This window comes from Thermodesulfobium sp., assembly GCF_053498235.1.
The window spans coordinates 19,817-41,506 of sequence record NZ_JBRCUV010000026.1; the positions used below are offsets into that span (position 1 = coordinate 19,817).

At 35.3% G+C, this 21,690-nt stretch carries 23 protein-coding genes; 4 read left to right on the top strand and 19 right to left on the bottom strand.

The window, feature by feature from the left end; all coding sequences use genetic code 11:
- Window positions 1–5 precede the first annotated feature (5 nt).
- Both metK and ACWIUX_RS02930 read right to left on the bottom strand, forming a co-directional pair.
- On the bottom strand, window positions 6–1,199 hold the full coding sequence (gene metK / locus ACWIUX_RS02925; protein ID WP_448589231.1) for a methionine adenosyltransferase: 1,194 nt from the start codon (window positions 1,197–1,199) through the stop codon (window positions 6–8).
- A gap of 154 nt (window positions 1,200–1,353) precedes the next feature.
- Window positions 1,354–2,598 (bottom strand): hypothetical protein, encoded by a 1,245-nt coding sequence (locus tag ACWIUX_RS02930; RefSeq protein WP_448589232.1) that lies wholly within the window; start codon window positions 2,596–2,598, stop codon window positions 1,354–1,356.
- A 174-nt stretch (window positions 2,599–2,772) separates the two neighbouring features.
- Between ACWIUX_RS02930 and ACWIUX_RS02935 the strand changes: the two genes are divergently transcribed.
- Window positions 2,773–3,873: a PocR ligand-binding domain-containing protein gene (locus tag ACWIUX_RS02935; RefSeq protein WP_448589233.1), complete on the top strand. Its 1,101-nt coding sequence runs from the start codon at window positions 2,773–2,775 to the stop codon at window positions 3,871–3,873.
- Between the two features lie 2 nt (window positions 3,874–3,875).
- Here the strand turns inward: ACWIUX_RS02935 and ACWIUX_RS02940 are convergent, their stop codons facing one another.
- Genes ACWIUX_RS02940 through ACWIUX_RS02960 form a run of 5 tightly spaced genes read right to left on the bottom strand, consistent with a single transcriptional unit; the run spans window position 3,876 to window position 7,560 of the window.
- Entirely contained in the window at window positions 3,876–4,475 is a 600-nt protein-coding gene (locus ACWIUX_RS02940) for a hypothetical protein (protein ID WP_448589234.1), read from the bottom strand.
- Between the two features lie 19 nt (window positions 4,476–4,494).
- A complete protein-coding gene (locus ACWIUX_RS02945; RefSeq protein ID WP_448589235.1) occupies window positions 4,495–4,845 on the bottom strand; it encodes a DsrE family protein in 351 nt (116 codons plus the stop codon).
- A complete protein-coding gene (locus tag ACWIUX_RS02950; RefSeq protein WP_448589236.1) occupies window positions 4,842–5,822 on the bottom strand; it encodes a molybdopterin-binding protein in 981 nt (326 codons plus the stop codon). Before ACWIUX_RS02950 ends, ACWIUX_RS02945 begins: the two co-directional genes overlap by 4 nt.
- A 1-nt stretch (window position 5,823) precedes the next feature.
- Window positions 5,824–6,987: a molybdopterin molybdotransferase MoeA gene (locus ACWIUX_RS02955; RefSeq protein WP_448589237.1), complete on the bottom strand. Its 1,164-nt coding sequence runs from the start codon at window positions 6,985–6,987 to the stop codon at window positions 5,824–5,826.
- A gap of 18 nt (window positions 6,988–7,005) precedes the next feature.
- Window positions 7,006–7,560: a class I SAM-dependent methyltransferase gene (locus tag ACWIUX_RS02960; RefSeq protein ID WP_448589238.1), complete on the bottom strand. Its 555-nt coding sequence runs from the start codon at window positions 7,558–7,560 to the stop codon at window positions 7,006–7,008.
- A gap of 173 nt (window positions 7,561–7,733) precedes the next feature.
- On the opposite strand from ACWIUX_RS02960, the gene thiM reads away from it, so the two are divergent.
- Window positions 7,734–8,555, top strand: coding sequence for a hydroxyethylthiazole kinase (gene thiM / locus ACWIUX_RS02965; protein ID WP_448589239.1), 822 nt, complete (start codon window positions 7,734–7,736; stop codon window positions 8,553–8,555).
- Window positions 8,539–8,808 carry an acylphosphatase gene (locus ACWIUX_RS02970; protein WP_448589240.1) on the top strand — a complete coding sequence of 90 codons (270 nt, stop codon included), beginning with the start codon at window positions 8,539–8,541 and terminating at the stop codon, window positions 8,806–8,808. The genes thiM and ACWIUX_RS02970 overlap by 17 nt, the downstream gene beginning before the upstream one ends.
- 45 nt (window positions 8,809–8,853) lie before the next feature.
- On the opposite strand, the gene fliY is transcribed toward ACWIUX_RS02970, so the two are convergent.
- From fliY to ACWIUX_RS03030, 12 genes are read right to left on the bottom strand one after another with little or no spacing between them, the layout of a single operon-like run.
- Window positions 8,854–9,987, bottom strand: coding sequence for a flagellar motor switch phosphatase FliY (gene fliY / locus ACWIUX_RS02975; RefSeq protein WP_448589241.1), 1,134 nt, complete (start codon window positions 9,985–9,987; stop codon window positions 8,854–8,856).
- Window positions 9,988–9,991: 4 nt separating this feature from the next.
- Complete coding sequence (gene fliM / locus ACWIUX_RS02980) at window positions 9,992–10,963, bottom strand: flagellar motor switch protein FliM (RefSeq protein ID WP_448589242.1); 972 nt, start codon at window positions 10,961–10,963, stop codon at window positions 9,992–9,994.
- Window positions 10,963–11,757, bottom strand: a complete 795-nt coding sequence (locus ACWIUX_RS02985; protein WP_448589243.1) for a flagellar motor protein — start codon at window positions 11,755–11,757, stop codon at window positions 10,963–10,965. The genes fliM and ACWIUX_RS02985 overlap by 1 nt, the downstream gene beginning before the upstream one ends.
- A 3-nt stretch (window positions 11,758–11,760) precedes the next feature.
- Window positions 11,761–11,988, bottom strand: coding sequence for a flagellar FlbD family protein (locus tag ACWIUX_RS02990; protein ID WP_448589244.1), 228 nt, complete (start codon window positions 11,986–11,988; stop codon window positions 11,761–11,763).
- On the bottom strand, window positions 11,985–12,752 hold the full coding sequence (locus ACWIUX_RS02995) for a flagellar hook-basal body protein (protein WP_448589245.1): 768 nt from the start codon (window positions 12,750–12,752) through the stop codon (window positions 11,985–11,987). The genes ACWIUX_RS02990 and ACWIUX_RS02995 overlap by 4 nt, the downstream gene beginning before the upstream one ends.
- Window positions 12,753–12,782: 30 nt before the next feature.
- Window positions 12,783–14,462, bottom strand: a complete 1,680-nt coding sequence (locus tag ACWIUX_RS03000) for a flagellar hook protein FlgE (protein ID WP_448589246.1) — start codon at window positions 14,460–14,462, stop codon at window positions 12,783–12,785.
- A gap of 53 nt (window positions 14,463–14,515) precedes the next feature.
- Window positions 14,516–14,869 carry a TIGR02530 family flagellar biosynthesis protein gene (locus ACWIUX_RS03005; protein ID WP_448589247.1) on the bottom strand — a complete coding sequence of 118 codons (354 nt, stop codon included), beginning with the start codon at window positions 14,867–14,869 and terminating at the stop codon, window positions 14,516–14,518.
- Window positions 14,866–15,285: a flagellar hook capping FlgD N-terminal domain-containing protein gene (locus ACWIUX_RS03010; RefSeq protein ID WP_448589248.1), complete on the bottom strand. Its 420-nt coding sequence runs from the start codon at window positions 15,283–15,285 to the stop codon at window positions 14,866–14,868. The genes ACWIUX_RS03005 and ACWIUX_RS03010 overlap by 4 nt, the downstream gene beginning before the upstream one ends.
- Window positions 15,286–15,306: 21 nt before the next feature.
- Window positions 15,307–17,019 (bottom strand): flagellar hook-length control protein FliK, encoded by a 1,713-nt coding sequence (gene fliK / locus ACWIUX_RS03015; protein ID WP_448589249.1) that lies wholly within the window; start codon window positions 17,017–17,019, stop codon window positions 15,307–15,309.
- A gap of 49 nt (window positions 17,020–17,068) precedes the next feature.
- Window positions 17,069–17,689 (bottom strand): D-sedoheptulose-7-phosphate isomerase, encoded by a 621-nt coding sequence (locus tag ACWIUX_RS03020; protein ID WP_448589250.1) that lies wholly within the window; start codon window positions 17,687–17,689, stop codon window positions 17,069–17,071.
- Entirely contained in the window at window positions 17,689–20,073 is a 2,385-nt protein-coding gene (locus tag ACWIUX_RS03025) for a glycosyltransferase family 4 protein (RefSeq protein WP_448589251.1), read from the bottom strand. Before ACWIUX_RS03025 ends, ACWIUX_RS03020 begins: the two co-directional genes overlap by 1 nt.
- A gap of 1 nt (window position 20,074) precedes the next feature.
- Window positions 20,075–20,350, bottom strand: coding sequence for a CC/Se motif family (seleno)protein (locus tag ACWIUX_RS03030; protein ID WP_448589252.1), 276 nt, complete (start codon window positions 20,348–20,350; stop codon window positions 20,075–20,077).
- Window positions 20,351–20,782: 432 nt separating this feature from the next.
- On the opposite strand from ACWIUX_RS03030, the gene ACWIUX_RS03035 reads away from it, so the two are divergent.
- Entirely contained in the window at window positions 20,783–21,655 is an 873-nt protein-coding gene (locus tag ACWIUX_RS03035; RefSeq protein WP_448589253.1) for a hypothetical protein, read from the top strand.
- The last annotated feature ends 35 nt before the right edge of the window (window positions 21,656–21,690 follow it).

Here is a 21,690-nt window from a genome sequence, read left to right on the forward strand (position 1 = left end):
TAAAACTAATTTAATCCCTTCTTTAACTCTTCGACTTTGTCTAATCTTTCCCACGTAACTCCAAGGTCAACTCTTCCCATATGACCGTAAGCAGCAAGCGGCCTATAAATTGGTCGTCTAAGATCTAACTGATTTATAATAGATCTTGGTCTAAAATCAAAGATATCTCTAACTAGTTCCTCTATTCTCTCTTCTGGCACTTTATTAGTACCAAATGTGTCAATCATTATTGAAAGAGGATTTGCCTTACCTATAGCATATGAAACCTGAATTTCGACTCTTGAAGCAAGCCCTGCCGCTACAATATTCTTTGCTACATATCTGGCATAATATGCTCCAGATCTATCAACCTTTGTTGGATCTTTGCCAGAAAATGCACCACCACCATGTCTAGCCATACCTCCGTATGTGTCCACAATTATCTTTCTTCCTGTTAGACCAGAATCACCCTGTGGACCACCAATCACAAATCTACCCGATGGATTTATTAAAATTTTCATGGAATCATCTCTCAGATTCTCAGGAATTACAGGCATAATAACCTTTTCTATAATCTCTCTTTCTATCTCTTCATTTTCAACATCAGGTTTATGTTGTGCAGAAATAAGAACAGTATCAACTCTTATAGGCTTAAAACCTTCATATTCTACAGTAACCTGGGTTTTACCATCAGGCCTCAAGAATGGAATAATTCTATTTTTTCTCACAAAAGCAAGTCTCTTAGCTAGATTATGCGCAAGTGTAATTGGAAGCGGCATATATTCTTCAGTTTCATCACACGCAAAACCGTACACCATTCCTTGGTCTCCTGCTCCAAGCTCCTCTTCAGGCGCACTAACTTTTTCACCACGTTTTTCTAAAGCCACGTTAACCCCATGTGCTATATCAGGAGATTGTGGATCTATTGACGTCAAAACAGCACACGTTTCACTGTCAAATCCATATTTCGCTCTCGTATATCCAACCTCTTTTACCGTTTTCCTAATAATACTAGGAATATCTACGTATGTCTTTGTTGTAATTTGTCCAACAACCAATACAAGACCAGTGGCTACAGTAGTCTCAGCAGCAACCCTACCTGTTGGATCATCTTCTATAATTGCATCTAAAATAGCGTCTGAAATTTGATCCGCTATCTTGTCAGGGTGGCCTTCTGTTACAGATTCCGAGGTGAAAAAATAATGCTTGTTTTGAATCAACTTTTGTTACCTCCTGAAGATTAAGTATTTTAATTCACATTATCAAATATTTGTTTCAAAATTGCAAGTATCATAATTTTTGTATTGATACAAAAGAACAGAATTTTAAATTATTTAATATCGAAGAGTTAGTTTGCACTTAAAATAAAGAATGCTATTCTGATGGCCAATTATTAAGAGCATTATTTATATCAGGCCAAATCTCGGGGACTAGATCAGAGAGAACTTTCCCCTCCTCATAAAGAATTTGCTTTCTAGTAACCCACGTTTCATTTTGATGTAGATGAAATGATATTTTTTTCTTAAAATCTTTTGACCATATCGTTTTACCTTCCACATCAATTAATTTAAAGTCCACATCCATTAAAATCTTCTTTTTTGGGGAAATTGATAGAAAACGCCCGATCCACCAAGATCCTCCAAAAGATGGCAAACTCAAAAGATCAAGAATTGCACCTGGGCTTGAGGCAATAGGCTGAGGTAATAAAAGAGGTTGTGGAAAGTTAGGGATATGGGATATCGTAGTAAGTAAAAACAGGGTTTCTTCAGGTTTAAATCCCATTTTGGTTGCTATAAAGGCCCTTGCATCACTAGACATATCTGCAGGATTAAATGCAGCTACATCCTGGAAAGACAAAAGCACAACGTCTTTTTTGTATTCTTTTAGAGAATCTACGAACATTCTCATAGGAAATGGAATTTCTTCATAAGAAGCAAGATATATACCATTCTTTGCTTGAGGAGGAAAAACTATAATAGAGGGTATTATCCCTGGAATCTTTTTCCCAAGAGGATAATAAGGTGCGTTCAATACTCTGGTTCCGGATAGAAAAGGTTTTAATGCGGTTTCTATTTCACTATGTAAATATTTAAAATATTGAATCTCTCTAAATCTTTGTGGAAAACCACCCGGCAAATATTTTATAGGACCAGCGTCGAAGGTCTTTATATTTCTTTGTGAAACTCCATAAATTAAATCCCCCGTTTTAGCATTGTAAATCCTAATTTCAAGCCAAACATTAATTTCATACTTATCCAAAATCAAGTTGGGAAGTGTAACGATGTCAACAAGATGGATAATGGGTAAAATTACAATATCATCGCTGGTAACGTTACCTAATGCTAGATATGCACAAGACATAATAAACTCTTTATTTATTCCATTAAATTTTTTGTCTAGAAGCTCTACATCATCTGTATCTAAATATTTAAGTGAATAGCCAGGAAGTGTAGAGTCAAATGCTCTTATTTGCGATCCAGAATATCCTGGGTCTTCGTTTAAAAACGTAGTCTCGGCAAGATAAGGTAAAATTACAGCACTTTTTTGGCCAACAGCATTTGCCTGAGCTTTAAAAATAAAGAAAAATGATATATATAAAAATAAAAAAGATATTAGCAAAATTTTTAATCTCATGGTAGTATTCTATCAGAAAAAGATTAAAAATACTTAAGATATATATTATCTATTCTGAAAATTTAGAAAACTTTATTTTTCTTAATATACCAATTTGAATGTTAAAATTTATTAAACAAATGATTTGTGATATCTTTAATTTAAGAATAGGAGGAAGTCATGGTTGCAGAAGAGAGATTACAAGAAGCAATTAATTATTTTGGAGAAGACGCCCTTAAATTATCAAAACTTCTTACCGAGGAAGAGAAAAAATGGATATATGATTTTTTTGATAAACTTTCAAGAGAGCTTGATTTTGCTGTAACAGTTTCTGATCCAGAGGGCACTCCCGTTATACCGGTGATAAATCATTCAGATTTATGTGGTAAAGTTATACGAGGCACAGAAAAAGGCCTAGCCAGATGTAAACAAGAAGCAGTAAAACGTGGTAAAGATGCAATGGAGCAAGGTAAGCCACAATATTATTTCTGCCATGCAAATATACAAGACTTTATTGTTCCAGTTTTACTCTATGGCAGAAGAATAGGAAATATAGCTGGCGGTCAGTGCTTACCAAAAGAACCAGACGAACAAACGATAGAGCACTTTCGAAAATATTTCGCTGAAATAGGAGTACCAAATATAGAAGAAGCTCTTAACACGCTAAAAACCGCACACATAAATCCCAAAGAAAGAATTGGAAACTTTACCGTAATGTTTGACGCTCTAGGAAAAATTATTTCAAATTACCTTATGTTTCAGATCGAAGCAAAAATAGAAGAAATGAAATTGTTTGAAACCATAAACCAGAATCAAAAGATATCACTTTCATTAACCCAAACTCTTAGTTCTCTATCAGCAAGCTCTGAAGAGTTGGCTGCCTCAAGCGAACAAACTGCTGCCATTGTGAATGAAACAAGAAATAAGTTAAATGAGACCGACGCAATAAACACGTTTATTAAAAAAATTGCAAATCAAACAAGACTTCTTGGTTTAAATGCCGCAATAGAAGCTTCTAGAGCAGGTGTGCATGGCAAGGGGTTTGGAGTGGTAGCTAGCGAAATACAAAAACTTGCAACTGAATCAATGAAATTTGCAAATAAAATAAACGAAACATTAAACGAAATAAGTATATCTATTAAGCAAATTCTAGAGAGCTCTCAAAATATAGCTAAAGTTTCGGAAAATCAAGCATTATCTATAAATGAGATATCAAGAGTTGCAGAAGATTTGCACGCGATTTCAGAAAAACTCTTAAAGATAAGAGATGTAAATAATTAAAATTATTCTTTTTCCAATTTGTTATATAAGTCATGCAATGAATTATAAAAATTCTCATCTGGGTCTTTGCAAACCAAACTTTTCATAAGACCAGCTATTGTCCCAGCACTTTGATCGTCTACCACATCAACATCATCCGGTCTATATGCTGCAGTATATCCAAGAGCCCATATTAGTGCATATCCAACAAGATCATCCGAAGTAGTGTCATTTGTGTTAAGAGAGTTCAAAAATGTTTTACAAGAATAGTTTTTAGGATTAAAAATCACACTTGTATTTTGTTTTGATTTTTTAACATAATTAAAAGTAAAATATTTTCTTACAAATTCAAGCAAAGTTACATCCAAATTTTGAGCACAACCTTCATTCAAGTCCGATGTAAGCGATTTCAACATATCACTATTTAAAGATAGCAAACTTTCGTCTTTAAATGTTAGAAATCCCCATACCCATAACGTCTGTAAAGCTACGCTGCCAGAATCATTTGAATAATTTTGGACAAAATCTCTGCACTTATACACATTTGGATCAAATCCCTGTGCATTAGAAACAGAACTAAAAATTAAGAAAAAAAACAAACTAAGTAATATTAATTTTTTCACATTGTCCCCCTTGTAATATTTATGGCTTTATGTAAGCAAAACCTAAACTTTGAAGCCTCACTATCTCAGTAATTCCAGCTTTAACCACTTTTGCCCAATCAAAAACAAGACCTTTATCTATTTTATAAAAATTTAGTGCATTGTTGCAAAACTCAAATATTATACCTTTATCCGATAACTCCTTCATAGTAGTTTCAAGTTCATTCTTTAAATCACTTGTTAATATCAATACTCCTGCTGAGTTAGCTACAACCCTTATTTCGTATTCATAATCATTTAGTATATCATTTATAAAGTTATTAATATTTTTTAAGGCAACCACCCAATCTTCTAACTTTGAAATGTGAAAACAGACTTTCAGTTTGCTCATCTTAATAAACCTCCATGGCCAGAATGTCTAATCATTTCATAGGTAATTCTTAAACCTGCAAAAGCAATTTGGCCAAAAAGATCAAACGCCCCAGGATCAAATCTTAAAGCGCCACCTGGAATACCAAAAATTGGTATATCACCTCTATACGCTACAAGAAACATTGCCCCAGGTGAAAGAGGTGCTCCATAACTTACAACAGAGGCTCCAGATCTCCTTATGCCCTCAGCAGATGCATCGTCAGGGCTCATACCCCCCGTTACGATTACAATTTGGATGCCGTTTTGTATAAATTTTAAAATTGTGTTCGAAATTAAATCGGGATCGTCAGGCAAACATTCCCTTAGAGCTACCTCGGAATTAAATTTTGTCACTTTACTTACAATTAAAGGAGTAAAGGAGTCCTCCTTTCTTCCATAAAAAATTTCAGACCCAGTAACAATTAAACCAACTTTCATATTCAAAAATGGATGAAGGGTCAGCACCTTCCCAAGATTTTTACATTCCCCCTCAATTAATTCTATTTCCCTTTTTTTTATTACTAGACCCTGCACCTTTGCTTTCGCAACAACTCTGCCTTCCTCCACCACAGTATTATTTCTAAGTGTAGCAACAAGGGTATCACCTCTTGAATTAATAGCATCAAGTTGCCGTACTCTTACTTTAAACAGCCCCTTTTTAGCCGCGATAACATCTGCCCACGCTTCTCCGGGCATTTCTACGATCAGGTTATCTCCCGATATTGCACTTGCAAGCCTTAAAGCAGCCTCATCTTCATGAAGCTCATCTTCAGCAATCTTCAAATCCCATATAAAATCCTTGCCAATTTCTTTTAGAACGGGTATATCCTCAGCAGTTATTTTATGCCCCCTTCTGAAGACGGCCTCTTTATGCTTGCCAGGAATAATCCTCGTTAGGTCATAACCCAAAATCATTCCAATACTCTTTTCAACCGGAATCCTTTTTGAGGGATACATTTCATACCTCCAAAGAAAATTCGAAAACTTTTACCTTGCTTCCCTCCTCTTGTGGCGGACCAGGATTAAGCATGGCAATGTGAGTCATATCACGAAAGCCTTTAACCGAGTGACTATGTTGAGAGAATCTTCTGAAATAAAATTTATTGCCAATCAAAGTCCCTCTTAAAAATCTAGTCTCTTTAGAACCTTTGCTAAAAGCTTCGCCAAGTATGCCCTCAAATGGTCTGAAATTATAATTTTGACCAGAAAGTAAAAGTATTAAGGGTCTTACAAATAAATAAAATCCTAAGGTAGCCGCCCAAGCATTACCAGACAAACCAAAATAAAATGTCTTGTTTTTTTTGAAAGCCATTATAGATTTGCCAGGTTGCATCTTTACACGCCAGAAAATCGGATCGAATATCTTCTGCGCAAGAGGAAATAAACCATCAGTTGAATCAAAAGACGCATTACCGAAAGAAATTATAATATTCGAGTCATTCAAAGATTTTCTCAATTCATCTACTATTTCAAAACTATCTCTACATATCAAGTTTCTTTGAATTTCAATATGAGGCCTGTTTAAAATTGATTCGAATGCAGGAGTTAAAAAATTTTTATACATACCTTCTGTATCACAATTTACAAGCTCTTTTCCTATAGCAAGTAAAGAAATCCTTACCTTCTTGACAACCTTTATTGTAGTTTTATTAAGTTTACAAAAAGCTGAAAAATCAAAAGGAGAAATTTTTGTACCGCTATAAGAAACTATTGAGCCAGCCTCATATTCCTCACCCTTTGTAAATATATTTCTCCCTTCTAGAGGCATCCTTTTAATATAAACTACATCGCCACTCACTTCAGCATCTTCATTACGAACTACAGCATTACTGCCTTTGGGAAGAATTGAACCTGTAGAAACCTTCACTGCTTCATCTTGGAAAATTTCTCCCATAAATGGACTCTCTGTTTTGGATTCGCCAACTATTTTGCATTCATCATTACAAGGCAATTTTATGGCAAAGCCATCCATCGCAGATAAATTTTGAGCTGGAATATCTTCCCCTGCTATAACGTCTTCTGCAAGTACTCTACCAATAGCATTTTTTATAGACACATACTCTGTTTCCAATTCATTAGCATTTTGTAATATTAATAATCTAGCTTTTTCAACATCAACCATCTTAATAAACCCTTTCTCTTAAATATTGCAAACTCTATCTGACTTTTTTAATACAATGTGGTAAATTGAATCAGTTAAATCTTCCATATGGACTAGATCAAACCCAGAAAACACCAGTGCCCCCAATACAAGATCTTCTTCTACTCTAACTATAGCTGGAGGCCCGATATCTTCTTTTCTTTCCTTCTTCCATTCAATTAAAGATAGTATACCTGTAGATTTCAACCATTTGTTTATTCTCTTTAAAGTTAACGGGGCATCCTCTAATTCGTGATATACGGATGACATTATTACAAGATCAAAATATTCTTCTTGAAATTCTAAATCTTCTATATTTGAGCTAAGAGCAACAACATTGTTTATATTTTCTATCTTTGCTCGTTCTAACATTATATTTAAAGCCTTAGAGTCTTTATCAACAGCAAATAAGGTGCCATTAGGGATTATTTTGGCACATGGTATAGCAATAGCTCCCGTTCCACAACCCGAATCTAGTACTACTAGGTCATCTCTAGTTACTATCTCATCTAAAACCTTGTTTACATCTATAAAATCTGAAATATCTTTGTGCAATTCTGCCCTCCTAAATAATTTCTTTACTTAAAGAATTGTAACTAATACAATTTTAATATAGAAAATTTCACTCGAATATTTTAGTATTCTATAAGTAATTTTTAAGTCATAAAATAGTTAGGTTATAGTATTATATAATGTTATTATTTCATACAGAACTTTAAGGAGTTAAGATGTTAGATTATCTTTGGATTAAAGAAATATTAGATGTTATAAAAGAAAGAAAGCCTCTTATACATCACCTAACCAATTACGTTGTAATGAATGATAGCGCAAACATAACACTTGCGATCGGAGCTCTCCCAATAATGGCGCAAGAGGAAGCCGAATTAGATGACATAACGAATATGGCCTCTGCTGTTCTATTAAACATAGGTACACTAAAACAGGATGAAATAAATCAAATGCTACTTGCTGGTAAGTACGCAAATTTGAAAAATATTCCACTAATTCTTGACCCTGTTGGTGCTGGCGCAAGTAAATTTAGAACAAGGACAGCAAAAAATCTTCTACACAATCTAAAGATCGACGTTATAAAGGGCAATTCTTTTGAAATCTCAACGCTTTGCGATTTGCCCGCAGAAGGTATCGGAGTAGATGCCGTTTCCACAAACAGAAATTATACAAATATCGCCAAAGAAGCAGCAGAGAGATACAACTCCGTTGTTCTTTTGACTGGAGAAAAAGACATCGTAAGCGATGGCAAAAGGATATTTGAAATTGAAGGTGGCAGTTTTTTAATGTCTAAAGTTACAGGTTGTGGATGTATGTTAGGATCTATTGTTGCGTCGTTTGTTGCAGTAAAAAAGGAAGACATATTAAATGCTACTCTAGGAGCCAGCATCTTTTTCAAATCAGTTGGCAATATAGCCGAACAAAAGAGCTCATTACCTGGTTCATTTAGAAATAATTTAATAGATTCAACCTATTTAATTGCTAATGGTGCAGAAAAACTAAATGCTACTTGGAGGGAAAGAGATGACCTTATTTGCTAAGGTGATTGGAAAGGTTCAAGGAGTATATTTCAGAGCCTACACTCAGGAGGTTGCAAGAAAATTAGGCTTAACAGGAATGGTCAGAAACCTTCCCGATGGTTCTGTAGAGGTTATAGCAGTTGGAAATGAAGAAACAATAGATGAATTGATAAGATTATTAAAAAGGGGGTCTCCTGGTTCTAATGTAACTAACGTTGAAATTAAAAAGGAGAAAAGCGATTTAGCTTTTGATGATTTTAGAATTGTTTATTAATATCTAGATACTTTTATTCACTTTTAATTACTTTTTAAAAACGCATTAAATCTTTTCAAGTCTCTCTCTTGGACTTATAATCTCCGTAATTCTGATGCCGAAGTTTTCATCTATTACTACAACCTCTCCCTTAGCTATCAACTCATCGTTGATCATAACCTCAAGAGCTTCTCCTGCTAATTTATTCAATTCGATAACCGATCCCGAACGCAGCTCTAAGACTTCCTTAAGTGTCATCTTAGCATTGCCAAGAGAAACGCTAAGTTCAAGTGGAATATTTAAGAGGTTCTCAATATTTATTGAATCTCCTTGTGGTGAAGGTTGTAACTGTTGAAATTGGGCTTGGAAAGCTTGAACTTGAGGTTGCTGTTGATATGTTGGTGGTGGCGGTGGATAATTATACTGATTTTGTTGCTGCGTTTGTGGTGGATATGAAGAAGATTGTTGAAAGCTTGATTGAGGGAAAGAAGAGGTTGTAGCTTGCTGGTTTATATTGTTAATATTTTGTGATGCGCTCTGCGAAAGTGTACTCTGGCTTTCAGAATGAGAAGAACCCATAGAAATAGTATCATCTTGTGTGTTGACCATAGCTTTTGCCTTGCTAACTGCCATCTGTGCCATTTTTTGAGCTACAGCTTCAGACAATATCATAACCAACTTTGTCTGGAAAACATTTTCTCCAGTAAAATCAAAAAATACTTCAACCGCTTCATTTCCTGACGCTATTTGTCTTAAAGATTCAGCAATTGGCTGTTCATCAAAATTAATAACTTGAGGAGGCATTATATTAATTCTGCCTCCCAACAAACTGGCAAGAGCTGTTGAGGCAGCTCCCATCATCTGATTCATAGCTTCCTGCAATGCAGACTCAGCAAGATCATCAAATGGAAGCTCTGGATTACCTTCACCACCCATCATAAGATCAGCAATAATCGAACCATCTGTTCTTCTTACAACAAGCAAAGAAGAGCCTTCAATTTCGCCTTCATAACCTATCATAACGCCAATAGAGTTATCTTCAAAATCAGCCGCAATTTGCTCCACATCTGTTATATCAACCATAGGTGAAGTAATCGATATCTTTTTATTAACTAATTGTGAAAGCGTGGTGGCAGCAGAACCCATCGCCATATTTAAGACTTCGCCTATCGCATCTATTTGTTCGTCATTTAAGTTCATGCTCTTAATCCCTCAACACATCAGTAATTTTTATTGCCAAATTTTTACCAACCTTTCCAGGCATTCCTAAAAATTTTTGCTTTTTTTCTATTTTAACATCAAGAGGTTTATTAACTTTTGTATCTAACAAAAGTGTATCGCCTACCCTTAGATTGATAAGGTCTTTCAAAGGAATATGCATATGACCCAAACAAACTTGCAAGTTTACTGTTACATTTAAGACGTGCTCATAAACGTATTCCTTTTCAATTTCGTTTTCGGCTTTCTTTTTTACAAAAAATCTTTGAGCAGAAAGATGATTGACTATTGGTTCCAATAAACTATATGGAATCGCTAAAGACATTATACCACTAAGATCACCAATACCTACGTCCATTGTGATTAAAACAACCATCTCATTTGCAGGAACTATTTGGGCAAACTCAGGATTAGTTTCTGTTCCTACAAAAGATAGACTTACAGGATACACCGTCCTCCACGCCTCTTCAAGCGCAACAAGATGTCTATCAACAAGCTTTGCAATCAAAGCTGTCTCTATATCAGTAGGGGCTCTTGGACTTGGCGGTGGAAGTCCGGAACCACCTAATAACCTATCTACTAGCGCTAAAGTAATATTTAAATTCATCTCTAAAACCATTGAAAGTCCTGTGCTTTCCCAATTAATGATGACAATCATTGCTGGAGGAATTAAAGAATTTATAAATTCTTCATATGGAACCTGATCTATAGCAGAAAAATCAAATCTCATACTCCCTCTCACCAGGCTTGAGAGAGAAGTTGATACCAGCCTTCCATAAGTTTCGTGTATTAGTTCGAGAGTTCTAAGATGATCCCTTGAAAACTTGCTTGGCCTTTTGAAATCGTATGTTTTTACAGTTTTCTGCGGTTCCTTTTCAAGCAGATCAGCGCTAACCTGGCCCGTATTAAAGGCATTTAAAATTGCGTCTATCTCATCTTGACTTAGTACATCAGCCATTATGCGCCAGCTCTTTCCTTTTCTTTTTGCGCCTCATATGATAACCTCAATGAAGGCGGCAAAAAAACCTTTAATTTTTCTTCTATTATTCTTGGATTATCCCCAGCCTGTATTGAAAGTATACCTTCCATTATCATTGTCTTAATTTGCGTCTCCTCTTTACTCCTTACTCCTAATTTGCCAGCAATAGGTAAAAAAACAAGATTAGCTACTCCAACACCATAAAGAGTTGCTATAAAGGCGCCAGCAATCGCTTGACTGACGCCACTTGGATCTTCGAGGTTAGCAAGCATATGTACCAATCCCATAACTGTTCCAAGAATACCTAAAGTAGGGGCAAATCCTCCCAAACCGATAAAGAAGTTTTCTCCTAATTTATGTCTGGCCTCCATTATTTCTAAATCGTTTTCAAGAATAGCCCTTACAAGTTCTGGATCAACAGCATCTACAACCAGCTGAACTCCTCGCTTCATGAACATATCATCAACGCCCTCAAGCTCGGCTTCAAGTGACAAAAGGCCTTCTCTCCTGGCTTTTTCTGCAAGTCTTACAATTTGATCTATAACCGTTACAGGATTATCTTTCGGAGCAAAAAAGGCCTTTCTTACTATTTTTGGAACCATCTTCAATTGGTCTAAGGTTGTGTTTATAACTACAGCTCCAGTAGTCCCACCAAGCACCAAAACAAAGGCAGGCAAACTCACATAGTGAGAAAAAGAGCCGCCTTCGATAATTACCGACAATATTATAGAGCCAAAAGCAATGGCAAAACCCGCAACTGTTGCTATATCCATATATTAAGTTTTATTCTCAGATGTATTTTGCATTCTAGCCTGAGCGAACCTTAATCCTACTTTTCTATTATAATCGATTATCTTTTCAACTATTTCTTCTGGAGACTCCTTTACCATAAATTTTTTTCCTGTAAAAAGGGTTATAGTAGTATCCGGCGAACTTTCGATAGACTCAATCAAATCTGAATTCAAAATAAACTCTGCATCGTTCAACTTCGTTAATTTTATCATACAATAAGCCCTATCGCAGTTTTAAGCATATTATCGCTCGTAGTTATAGCTTGAGCATTAACTTGATAAGTTCTTTCGTAATCGATCAAGTTTGCCATCTGGGTAGAAAGGTCAGTATTCGAACCCTCTAAAGCATTTTGGATTATCGTGTAACCGCTACTTAGCACTTTAGGACTTCCGGAATTTGCTGACTGACTAAAGTTATTTCCTTCAACGTTTATAAGTCCGTTTTTGTTTATAAAATCAACTATCATAATCTTACCATCAAAGGTAGATTGCCCATTTGAAAAATTAGAATAAACAGAACCGTCAGGATTTACCGTAAAACCTGAGAAGTTTTTTGCAGTGGTATCTATATTGATATTTCCATTTGTACCCTGCACATAAAAGCCTTCAGAAGTTACCAAATTGCCATTGCTATCAAGACTAAAGGAACCGTCTCTAGTGTAATACGTATTGGTTCCATTAGAAACCACGAAAAAACCATTTCCATTAATTGCAAGATTTGCTGGATCGTTAGTTTCCAAAATTGGACCTTGAGTAAAAGAAGGTGAAGTAGAGTCAAGTTTAGAACCAATCCCTACTTGAAGTGGGTTGGTTTTTGAGGTTGCAAAAGAAAGTTCTTGTGACAAAATATCAGCAAAGGTAGCATTACTTTCTTTAAAACCTGTAGTATTGAAGTTTGATATATTATTCGCTACCACATCCAGTGCACTTTGACTTGATAGAGCTCCATTTACAGCAGTAAAAATAGAATTATCCATAATCTTAACCTCCTAAAAGTTCAAAGGCTTCTAAGGAGCAGCCTTTAATGACAAGAGCTCTTGAAGCATCTGGTCAGAAGTTGTTATAACCCTTGCGTTAGCCTCATAACCTCTTTCAGTAGTAATTAAATTCGTAAACTGTTGTGATAGATCTACATTTGACATCTCAAGAGCACTTGGAATAATAGTTCCAATACCTCCAGAACCGGCAGCGCCAATTTGGGCAGTTCCAGAATTTGAAGATGAGCTATATATATTTGATCCATTGCTAGTTAGACCTGAGGGATTGGGAAAGTTGGCCAGTGCGATCTGACCAATAGCATTTGTTAAACCGTTAGAATAAGTTCCTGTAATTACACCTGACTGATCAATTGAGTAGCTCTGTAAAGATCCAGAAGAGTATCCGTCCTGACTGGCAAAGTTTAGACTTGATGAGCCACCATACTGTGTCATACCAAAAAAGTTAATTGTAGGGGTCCAAGGAGTAGATGCACCAGTTGATGGATTTATTAAAAGTGTTGCTGTAGAACTTGATGGAGCTGGATAAGTAGTTGTAACGTTCGATAAAGAACCGTTTGAATTGAAAGTAAGGGTACCATAACCAGATGTGGCATATACATTCGAAACAGGCGTTGTACCTACATCAGTAGAAGCATAAGAAAAATTATTAAGCCCTGTAGTAGCGCCTGTATTACCATCATTTTCAGAAATGGTTAACCAATTAGCGCCATAAATTCCTGTGGGATCCACCAATTTTGACTGAAGGTTAACACTACCATTATTATCAGAAGCCACAAAATAATTTTTCAGTATTTGATCGTTGTTTATAGCGTTTATAACCTTCTGCTCTATTGTAGAGGGGGTATCGCCTGATTGAACAGTAATAGTTAGGTTGTATGGCACATTATCACCAACAATACTTTGAATTGCAGAACCGCTAAAGGATAAAATTATATTACCAGTTGTGCTTGCAGGTCCTGTGGGAGGAGTAGCAGTCTTACTTGGGACATCTGCTGATGGAAGAGTGGTTAATGTCCTCCACTTCCATACATTTTGGGTTCCGGTTGGAGTAATCACCGTAGTAACAGAGTGAGACACACCAAGCGAATCATATATTGCTCCAGATGAGGTAACTGCGTATGGAGTAGCAGAAGAGGAGGTGTTAGCATACTGGGAGGCATCCAGATTGCCCGTCATAGTGATGTTGTTTGACTGTTTTGCAGGCATAGATTGGCCTATAGGGATCTTTAAATCGGACACAGGACCAGAGGGATTTACTACGCCGCTAGAATCGGCCTGCCAACCTTGGACCTTAAGACCTGCGCTGTTTACAAGGTTGCCATTTGCGTCCACGTTAAATGAACCGTCTCTCGTATAATAATTTTGAGACCCGTTGTTAACTATAAAAAAGCCATTACCCTGTATAGCAAGGTCGGTATTTACTCCGGTATTTTCAGTAGAGGAGCTACCAAAGGGTGTTGTAATAGCGGCAATTTGGGTTCCCAAACCAATCTGCATTGGGTTAATACCGCCCAAGCCATTTTGAGGTGCGGAAGCACCGCTCAAGGTTTGAGAAAGCATCTGAGAAAAGGTAACCATACTTGCCTTAAAACCAATAGTATTAACGTTTGCAATATTGTTACCAATTACGTCCATTGCTGTTTGGTTACTTTGCAAACCACTAACAGCAGAAGACATAGCTCTTAACATATTTTTACCCTCCTTCAAATTTGAGGGCCTCCGACGTGCGGTCCAGCCCTTATTTATAATATTATTGCACTGTCAATATTTGTAAAAACGTTATCTTTCAATTTTTCTTGACTTACAGCAGTTATAATTGTCTTGCTTTTCGGGTTAACAACAAAAGCCTTGTTGTCCATAAGAACAAGAGATTCTTTTGAACCCTTTTTTGAAAGCTTTTCCATTGCTGCGTTCATTCTTGAAATATCTTGAGGACTCAAACTTATACCTCTCGATTCCAGGCGTTTTGAGGCATGGTTTGAAAGATTTATGCTGCTTAATTCGCTGTTAAGAATATCAGCAAAATCAGAGGTTGATTGTGTGCTTAAACGAATATTATTAACTATACTTTGACTTTGAACCTTGTCTACCTTCATGAAACGCCTATTACGCTTGAAAGGTTTATTGTAGAACCATTATTCAACAATAGAGAAGGATTACCATTACTTATAGTGACCTGAGTAACCGTAGCGCTTTGTGTGTTATTATTAGCATCCTTATATTGGATATTTTTCCCTAATAAGCTGGTAGCATACAGGTTATTTATGTTCGTCATAGAATTTTGAACTGCGTTGCTCATGTTTATCATTTGTTGTGTTGTAGTTAAGGTTGATAATTCATTCATAAAATCGCTTGTGCTCATTGCATTGAGAGGATCCTGGTTTTTTAACTGTGCAATTAACAGCGTTAAAAAGGCATTAGTATTTGCCAAACTATTAGAACTCTGGCTCGAACTAGTTGTAGGATTAACGTTTGTACCGCTACTTGTTGAACCAACACTTGAAATTGACACCCTTTTTATACCTCCTTATTCTCAAACTATTACGTCTACACCGCTTTTAAGGCTCTGAAGGCCTGTTATAAGCGCCGTATCTAGAGAGGTGCTATCATTGTTATTTGAAGAATAAGTTACGTGATTGAAACCTTGGTTGAATCCTTGCCCTCTTTGCTCTGAGTCAACAAAAACATTTACATTATTCGTTTCAAAACCGTTTGCATGCAAAATTTGTCTGAAATCTTGCATGTTAGATAAAATAGCGTGTTTTGCAAGTTCATCCACAACAAAGAACGTCATATTTACAGCGTTTGTTGCCTTATCAAGGGATACGTTTAACTTAACCTTGCCCAGATCTGGCGGTTCTAGTAGAAATTCTATATCCTTAGGGGAATTAAACCTCAAATCTTGCATCATATTTTGAATCTTTTGATAAGCATCTATTGAAATAGAGTGATATGATATGCCCTGATTGGGTATTAAAAGAACACTATTGCTTGGCACAGGAATACCGGATAAACCAGACAGTACAGCTTCATTTGAGTTCGAAGTTTTATTGTTAAAAGAACTTGATAAAGAGTTTGTCTGATTTAAATTAGATATTATTTGATATGAAAGAGCATTGTTTGTTGCGACCTGAGAGCTGAATGTTGGTTGAGCTGTATTGCCGAATATTTGAGAAGTAAGGTTATTTAAGACATCTTGTGCAACAATTTGGTTCTGTAAACCAACACCTTGTTGATTGGACGCATTTTGAAATAGGATTGGATTATTAGACATAAAGTTTGTTGAGATCGATTGATTTACACTAGCTTCAGGCTTTGTCATAAATTGAGGATCTATAGATTTAGTAAAAGAAATTTGTAAATTTGAAGTAGGATTTGAAGGTGTATTTGAAGGAAGAGTATTAGTTTCAGGGTTACTTCCAAGTATGTTAGTGAATTTCTGTAAAGGCGATTGCGAGCTCAAATCAGATAAAATACTACCTTGATCTAATTTGTCATTAGAATTAGCTATGTTAATAGAAGGATCTGATTGATTTAATAATGCTGTAGTCAAAACCTGTTTTTGAGGAATGTTTGCCTGAGAAACTGATGATACTACATTCTCACTAGTTGCTTGAGTAAAATTTGAGCTTTTAACACTAGTTAAATTTAAAGGATTAGAAAGAATCTCATCTATAAGATTTTCTTCAGAACTACTATCTGTTACTGAATCGCTGTTGTTGTTTATAAAACTACTAGTTATTTGACCCTGAGTTATAATTGGTGTATAAAAAGATTCTGCAGAAATTGACTGTGCATTCTGTAGAGAAGCTAAAGTTTGGGAACTTGTTTGAACTACAATTGGAATATTTATATTGCTTTGAGGCATTAAATCATCCTGACTTTGTGTAGGAAACTGAGATGAACTTAAGTTCTTTGCTAAAGGAGGTTGGGTTTGCAGAGTCTGCAAGTTTATAGGCGGCATCTGATTCGAAATAAGAGTTGGCGCAGATAAAGCTGTTTCCTGACTAGATATACTTTGATTGTTGTTGTTATTGTCGGATTGTAATTGAGATTTGGACGCAAGCGTCTGAGAACTGGGCTGTGAAGTTTGTCCTAAATTTGCTTCAATTTGAGATACCTCATTGACAAGTTGTTCTAATAACAAAGAGAAACCTTCATCTTGCAGCCCAACCGCTTGGTTCGGATTAGGTACAGAATTGCCAGATTGCGATATGGGCAGGTTGATTAAGGGCACTGAATTCACTTCCTCACCTCCTTTCTACCCGCATCTTAGATTGTAAACATACACTGCTTTAATCTTTATCGACAAGATTATTTAACTTATTTAAGGAAAATGTTGCAAGATTTTTTTCGACCATCTCACAAATAATGTGTGCAATCATAATATGACATTCCTGTATTCTAGGGACCTTTCTTGACGGAACGCTTATACAGATATCAGATAGCTTTTCCATCTCATTTCCGCTCATACCAGTTAGCGAAATCGTACTTATACGATAAAGTTGCGCAATTCTTAAAGCCTTAATTAAATTCTTAGAATTTCCGCTCGTTGAAATTGCCAAAAAGACGTCACCCGTCTCACCTAATGCCTCTATTTGCCTCGCGAACACATTTTCGTAACCAAAATCGTTCGAAATTGCTGTAATTATCGACGTATCAGTAGTAAGAGCTATTGCCCTTAGCGGCATTCTGTCTAAAAGGAATCTTCCAACAAATTCTGCTGCCATATGTTGAGAATCAGCAGCCGAACCACCATTACCAGCAATTAAAAGTTTTTTCCCCGACTTTAGAGCTGCAGATATCATCTTACAACTCATGATTATAGCTTCTAAAACTTTATCATCGGAAAGAATTTTATTTTTCAACTCTATAGACTCAGAAATAGATCTTTTTATTTCCTCTTTTGAAATCATCACTTTTCCCTTTCAAAAAAGCTAAGCAGCTCATTAGAAAAGTTTTGAATAGAAAATTTCTCCATTACAAATGCCCTTGCCTTTTCACCAAGCTCCTTAGCAAATTCTCTGTCCTTAACCAATTTTATCATAGCATTGTACAACTCTTCTTCATCAGGAACTGCCCATTCCCAATCTGGGTTATATCCTAAGTTGTTTTGCCCTATTTTCTCAAATTTATAATTTAAAAGAATTGAGTTATCATTATTCATAAATTCAAGGTTCCCCCCATAAGCTGTTGCTATAACTGGTTTCCCAAGCCACATGGCTTCTATTAGAGGAAGAGCCATACCTTCACAGCTGTGAGTCGAAACATAGGCATCTGCTGCATTAAGAATAGTAATGTACCCATCTCTATTGGTTGTTTCATCTACAAAAACAATGTTGTCAACAATGCCTAATTCTTTAATGTATTTGGTAAGTCTTACCTGATTTTCAGAATATTTTGCAGCTTGAAATGTTTTGAATATAAGATACACATCTGGGCACTCCTCTACAACTTTAGAAAAAACTTTTAACAACAAAAATGGCTTTTTCCTTTCAAAGTCTCTAAAAAAGTCCAATATAAACATAAAAACAAAAGAGCCATCAAAACCAAAGGTTGCTCGGAGATTTTTTCTGTGCTGTAATATTCTCCAATCGTAAGTAAATGGATAAGGGAATTTGTATACCCTTTCTCCTCCAGCCTTTATCAGAGCACCTTTAACAAAATCCGAATAACACATAACTTCATCTACACAAGAAAAAGCTTTAGTATCATCAAAATATTTATCAAACTCCCAATTCCAAATAGCAGAAGTCTTGCCTTTAAAAAGGTCGCCTGATGCATCTTTGAGATAAATTAGATCCTGAGAGTTAATGAAAAATATTGTATTGTTAAATGAGAGATTATCAACACTAAAACACGCAATATTTTTAATCTCCTCAGGAGATACCCTTAAATTAGACAAAACGGGCAAGAAGAATAACGAACATGGGATTCCAACTGAAGAGGCCTTTCTGAAAAATGACCTCGCTTGAACGCCAAGCCCTATTTTTGATTCAAAAAAACCCACAATGTTTATTCCAAAAGGATTACGTTCAATACGAGAAGTAGTAGTGAGGTTATAGTCCATTTTTAAAACTTCCCTTAACGCCAGCGTATCTATTATTCCACTCTTGGAAAAGGCCAACCTTAAATCTTGCCTTGATTCAATTACACATCTGGCAAACCTACTTATCGAACTGTATTTTGGATGTAGAAAAGAAAGTATTGCTCTTACATTTTTGCTGTCAGGCAAATAGGGATTCCTAAATCTTTTGAATATGTCTTCGGAATATCTCTGCCTAACTTCAATAGGGACTCTTATTCTCGTCAAAGGAAGATGTTCGAAATAGTAGGGTAACTCCTCAAACTTCCTTTTATTGTAAAAAAAGTCTTTATTATAATATTCGTTTACTAACCTAACATATGATTTATTTATTGAACCAAAAAAGCTTACATGATCGAACAAAAACAAGTCATCAAGATAAAATCCACTGAATTCAAAGAGCGATATCTTTTTAAAGAGATTTTTCCTACTTATATAATAGTTAGAGTCTTTACATACGATATCTTCTTTTTTTACATTATAAAAGGTCGCTGTATATTGTGGGTCATCTAGCTCCAAATTCTTTAACTTTGAAATCTCTTTTTTGTGGAAATAATCAATATTCATTTCAGTATTTTTCAAAGCAAATATCGATTCCTTAAAGGAAATTACATCATAATCGTCCAAAAGATCGAACAAACCACTTACTTCGGAAAGGCAAAAAATATTTTTAGATAAGTAGAGGCTTTTTTTAAAACCAACATAAGCAAAGTATTCAAAAACATACGGTAGAACCCATTTTTTTGCTACCTCTTTATCAGACGTCCAAAGCACTTTGTGCATATCTCTACATGAAATTTCCGATAGAAGTTCACATAAAAAGAAAAACCTAATACCTTTCGACACAAGTTCATTAAATAATCTATATTCTCTAATGTCCTTTAAAAGATCTACAACTACTATTACAAAATCAATATCAGGATTATGCTTAAGAAAACTTTGTCTCAAGTTAAGAGCATAGTGCATCTCGTCTTTGTTAATTATAGTAAAAGCAACATCTTTATGTTGAACTGGTATTTTAGGCGAGTAATCAAAATTTATTTTAACAACCCTTAGACCTTGCCACAAATCCTTAGCTTTAAAAATCTCATATTTTATTCTGTCAATACCTTTTATTAACGATGGAGCAAGGCCTTTCTCTCTATAGTCTTTTAAAGACTTTCTAAAAGAGATATATCTTGCCAGTGAACTCTTAAAGAGAGAGCCTTTAAACATTTTAAGCCACCACTACAAGTTCTTTAAAAAAGAGAAATTTCTTTAAACTGATTCTTACCTTACTTTTAAGATTCAAATCTTTTGGTATATAAATCTCAATTCCCTCCTGTTCAAAAACTTTATAAGCTATGCCTTCTAACGGTTCTCCAACTCTAACTGAGGGAGGTAAAGGCAATCTGCTTCAAGAAAAACATGAAGATACATTCATAAAATAAATCTTTGAACCTTTTGATTTAATATATTCTTTCGCTTCTTTATCAATGTCAAACCTAGACATTCTTACCTCCATCTAAGGCGTATATAAAAATATATTCTTTTCCATAAGAGCTCGTCTTTGCATCAATAACTAAATCTTTGTCGTAGGAAAAATTAGTTGGAACATAAACAACAACTCCATTTAAATACATGCGATTATAATCATCACAATCCTTTTTTGGTTTTCCCCATCTAACTGACGGGATCCCAGACCCTGTTCCTCATGTACTACACAAAAGATCTCTCGAAGGCAAGATATAAATCTCACCACCATTACTTTTTATTAATTTAGTAGCTTTAGCAGTTAAAGATATCATTATATATATTGTATATTAAAGCACATAAACACATAACAGTGAAGACCTGAGATTAATGGCACAAAATAGTTCTACACAAATCTTAAAAAATGAGCTAATATTTATAAAGTTAGTAAATAAAAATTTTTGGAGGCATTATGTCATTAACTGATTTAAAAGAAAAGCTTCAAAACGCTGTTGACCTCGTCAACAAAAATGAGTTAGATCAAGCAAGAAAAATATTAGAAGAAGTAATTGAAACTCTTCACGAAAATCAATTATCAAACGAAGAAGAGGACGTTCTTGCAACTGCGTTAGACATAAGAAGTCTTATTAGAGCTTATGGCAGAGATTTTGAAGGTTCAATGAGAGATCTTGACGAATCAATATCTCTTAAAAAGGGCCTCAATGATAAAAATTTTAAAAAAAATCAGGAAGACATTGCAAGGTTACTTACACATAAAGGAATAAATTTAGGACAGTTAGGCAAACTTGATGAGGCTCTCCTTCAAATCAAAGAAGCAGTTAAGTTATATGATGAGTGCTACAATGATGGCTCCCTTTCCAATTTAGGGCTCTACACACACGCTTTAAATCAGCTTGCAATCACTCAAAAAAATATGAATAATTTTGATCAGTCATTTGATACCTTTAACAAAGCTATAGAACTACTTGAAAAAGAGGTAAAAATAAACAACTCTTTAAATCTAGACCTTGCTGTAACCTATATGAATAGAGGAATAAATAACGTAGAAGCATCTAAAACTCAGGATTCTCTTGATGATTTTAGAAAAAGCATAGACATTGTGATTGATTCTTTGAAAGATCGTCCTGAACTTGTGGGATTGTATTCAAGGCTAGTTTACTACTCAATACTCTCTATGGCTAGATCTGGTCTTATATTGCCAGACAAAATGGAGAAATTTAAAACAGAATCAGAATATGTTTTTAACACATACGGAATAACTGAAGAAGCAGAATTTTGGTTGACAAAAATTAACGAGATATTTGCTCCTCCACAAAGTTCCTGAGGTCCAAGCTGCTAACCCTTGGTTCAAGGGTTAGA

Coding starts and splice junctions, on each gene's coding strand:
- fliY (WP_448589241.1), bottom strand. CDS start 9,987: ATGAACTTAAATGACGAACAAATAGATGCGATAGGCGAAGTCTTAAAT.
- ACWIUX_RS03020 (WP_448589250.1), bottom strand. CDS start 17,689: ATGATTTCAAAAGAGGAAATAAAAAGATCTATTTCTGAGTCTATAGAG.
- ACWIUX_RS02935 (WP_448589233.1), top strand. CDS start 2,773: ATGGTTGCAGAAGAGAGATTACAAGAAGCAATTAATTATTTTGGAGAA.
- ACWIUX_RS02995 (WP_448589245.1), bottom strand. CDS start 12,752: ATGGATAATTCTATTTTTACTGCTGTAAATGGAGCTCTATCAAGTCAA.
- ACWIUX_RS02955 (WP_448589237.1), bottom strand. CDS start 6,987: ATGGTTGATGTTGAAAAAGCTAGATTATTAATATTACAAAATGCTAAT.
- ACWIUX_RS02945 (WP_448589235.1), bottom strand. CDS start 4,845: ATGAGCAAACTGAAAGTCTGTTTTCACATTTCAAAGTTAGAAGATTGG.
- ACWIUX_RS03025 (WP_448589251.1), bottom strand. CDS start 20,073: ATGTTTAAAGGCTCTCTCTTTAAGAGTTCACTGGCAAGATATATCTCT.
- thiM (WP_448589239.1), top strand. CDS start 7,734: ATGTTAGATTATCTTTGGATTAAAGAAATATTAGATGTTATAAAAGAA.
- ACWIUX_RS03005 (WP_448589247.1), bottom strand. CDS start 14,869: ATGAAGGTAGACAAGGTTCAAAGTCAAAGTATAGTTAATAATATTCGT.
- ACWIUX_RS02985 (WP_448589243.1), bottom strand. CDS start 11,757: ATGGATATAGCAACAGTTGCGGGTTTTGCCATTGCTTTTGGCTCTATA.
- ACWIUX_RS03000 (WP_448589246.1), bottom strand. CDS start 14,462: ATGTTAAGAGCTATGTCTTCTGCTGTTAGTGGTTTGCAAAGTAACCAA.
- fliM (WP_448589242.1), bottom strand. CDS start 10,963: ATGGCTGATGTACTAAGTCAAGATGAGATAGACGCAATTTTAAATGCC.
- ACWIUX_RS02950 (WP_448589236.1), bottom strand. CDS start 5,822: ATGTATCCCTCAAAAAGGATTCCGGTTGAAAAGAGTATTGGAATGATT.
- ACWIUX_RS03035 (WP_448589253.1), top strand. CDS start 20,783: ATGTCATTAACTGATTTAAAAGAAAAGCTTCAAAACGCTGTTGACCTC.
- ACWIUX_RS02970 (WP_448589240.1), top strand. CDS start 8,539: ATGACCTTATTTGCTAAGGTGATTGGAAAGGTTCAAGGAGTATATTTC.
- ACWIUX_RS02990 (WP_448589244.1), bottom strand. CDS start 11,988: ATGATAAAATTAACGAAGTTGAACGATGCAGAGTTTATTTTGAATTCA.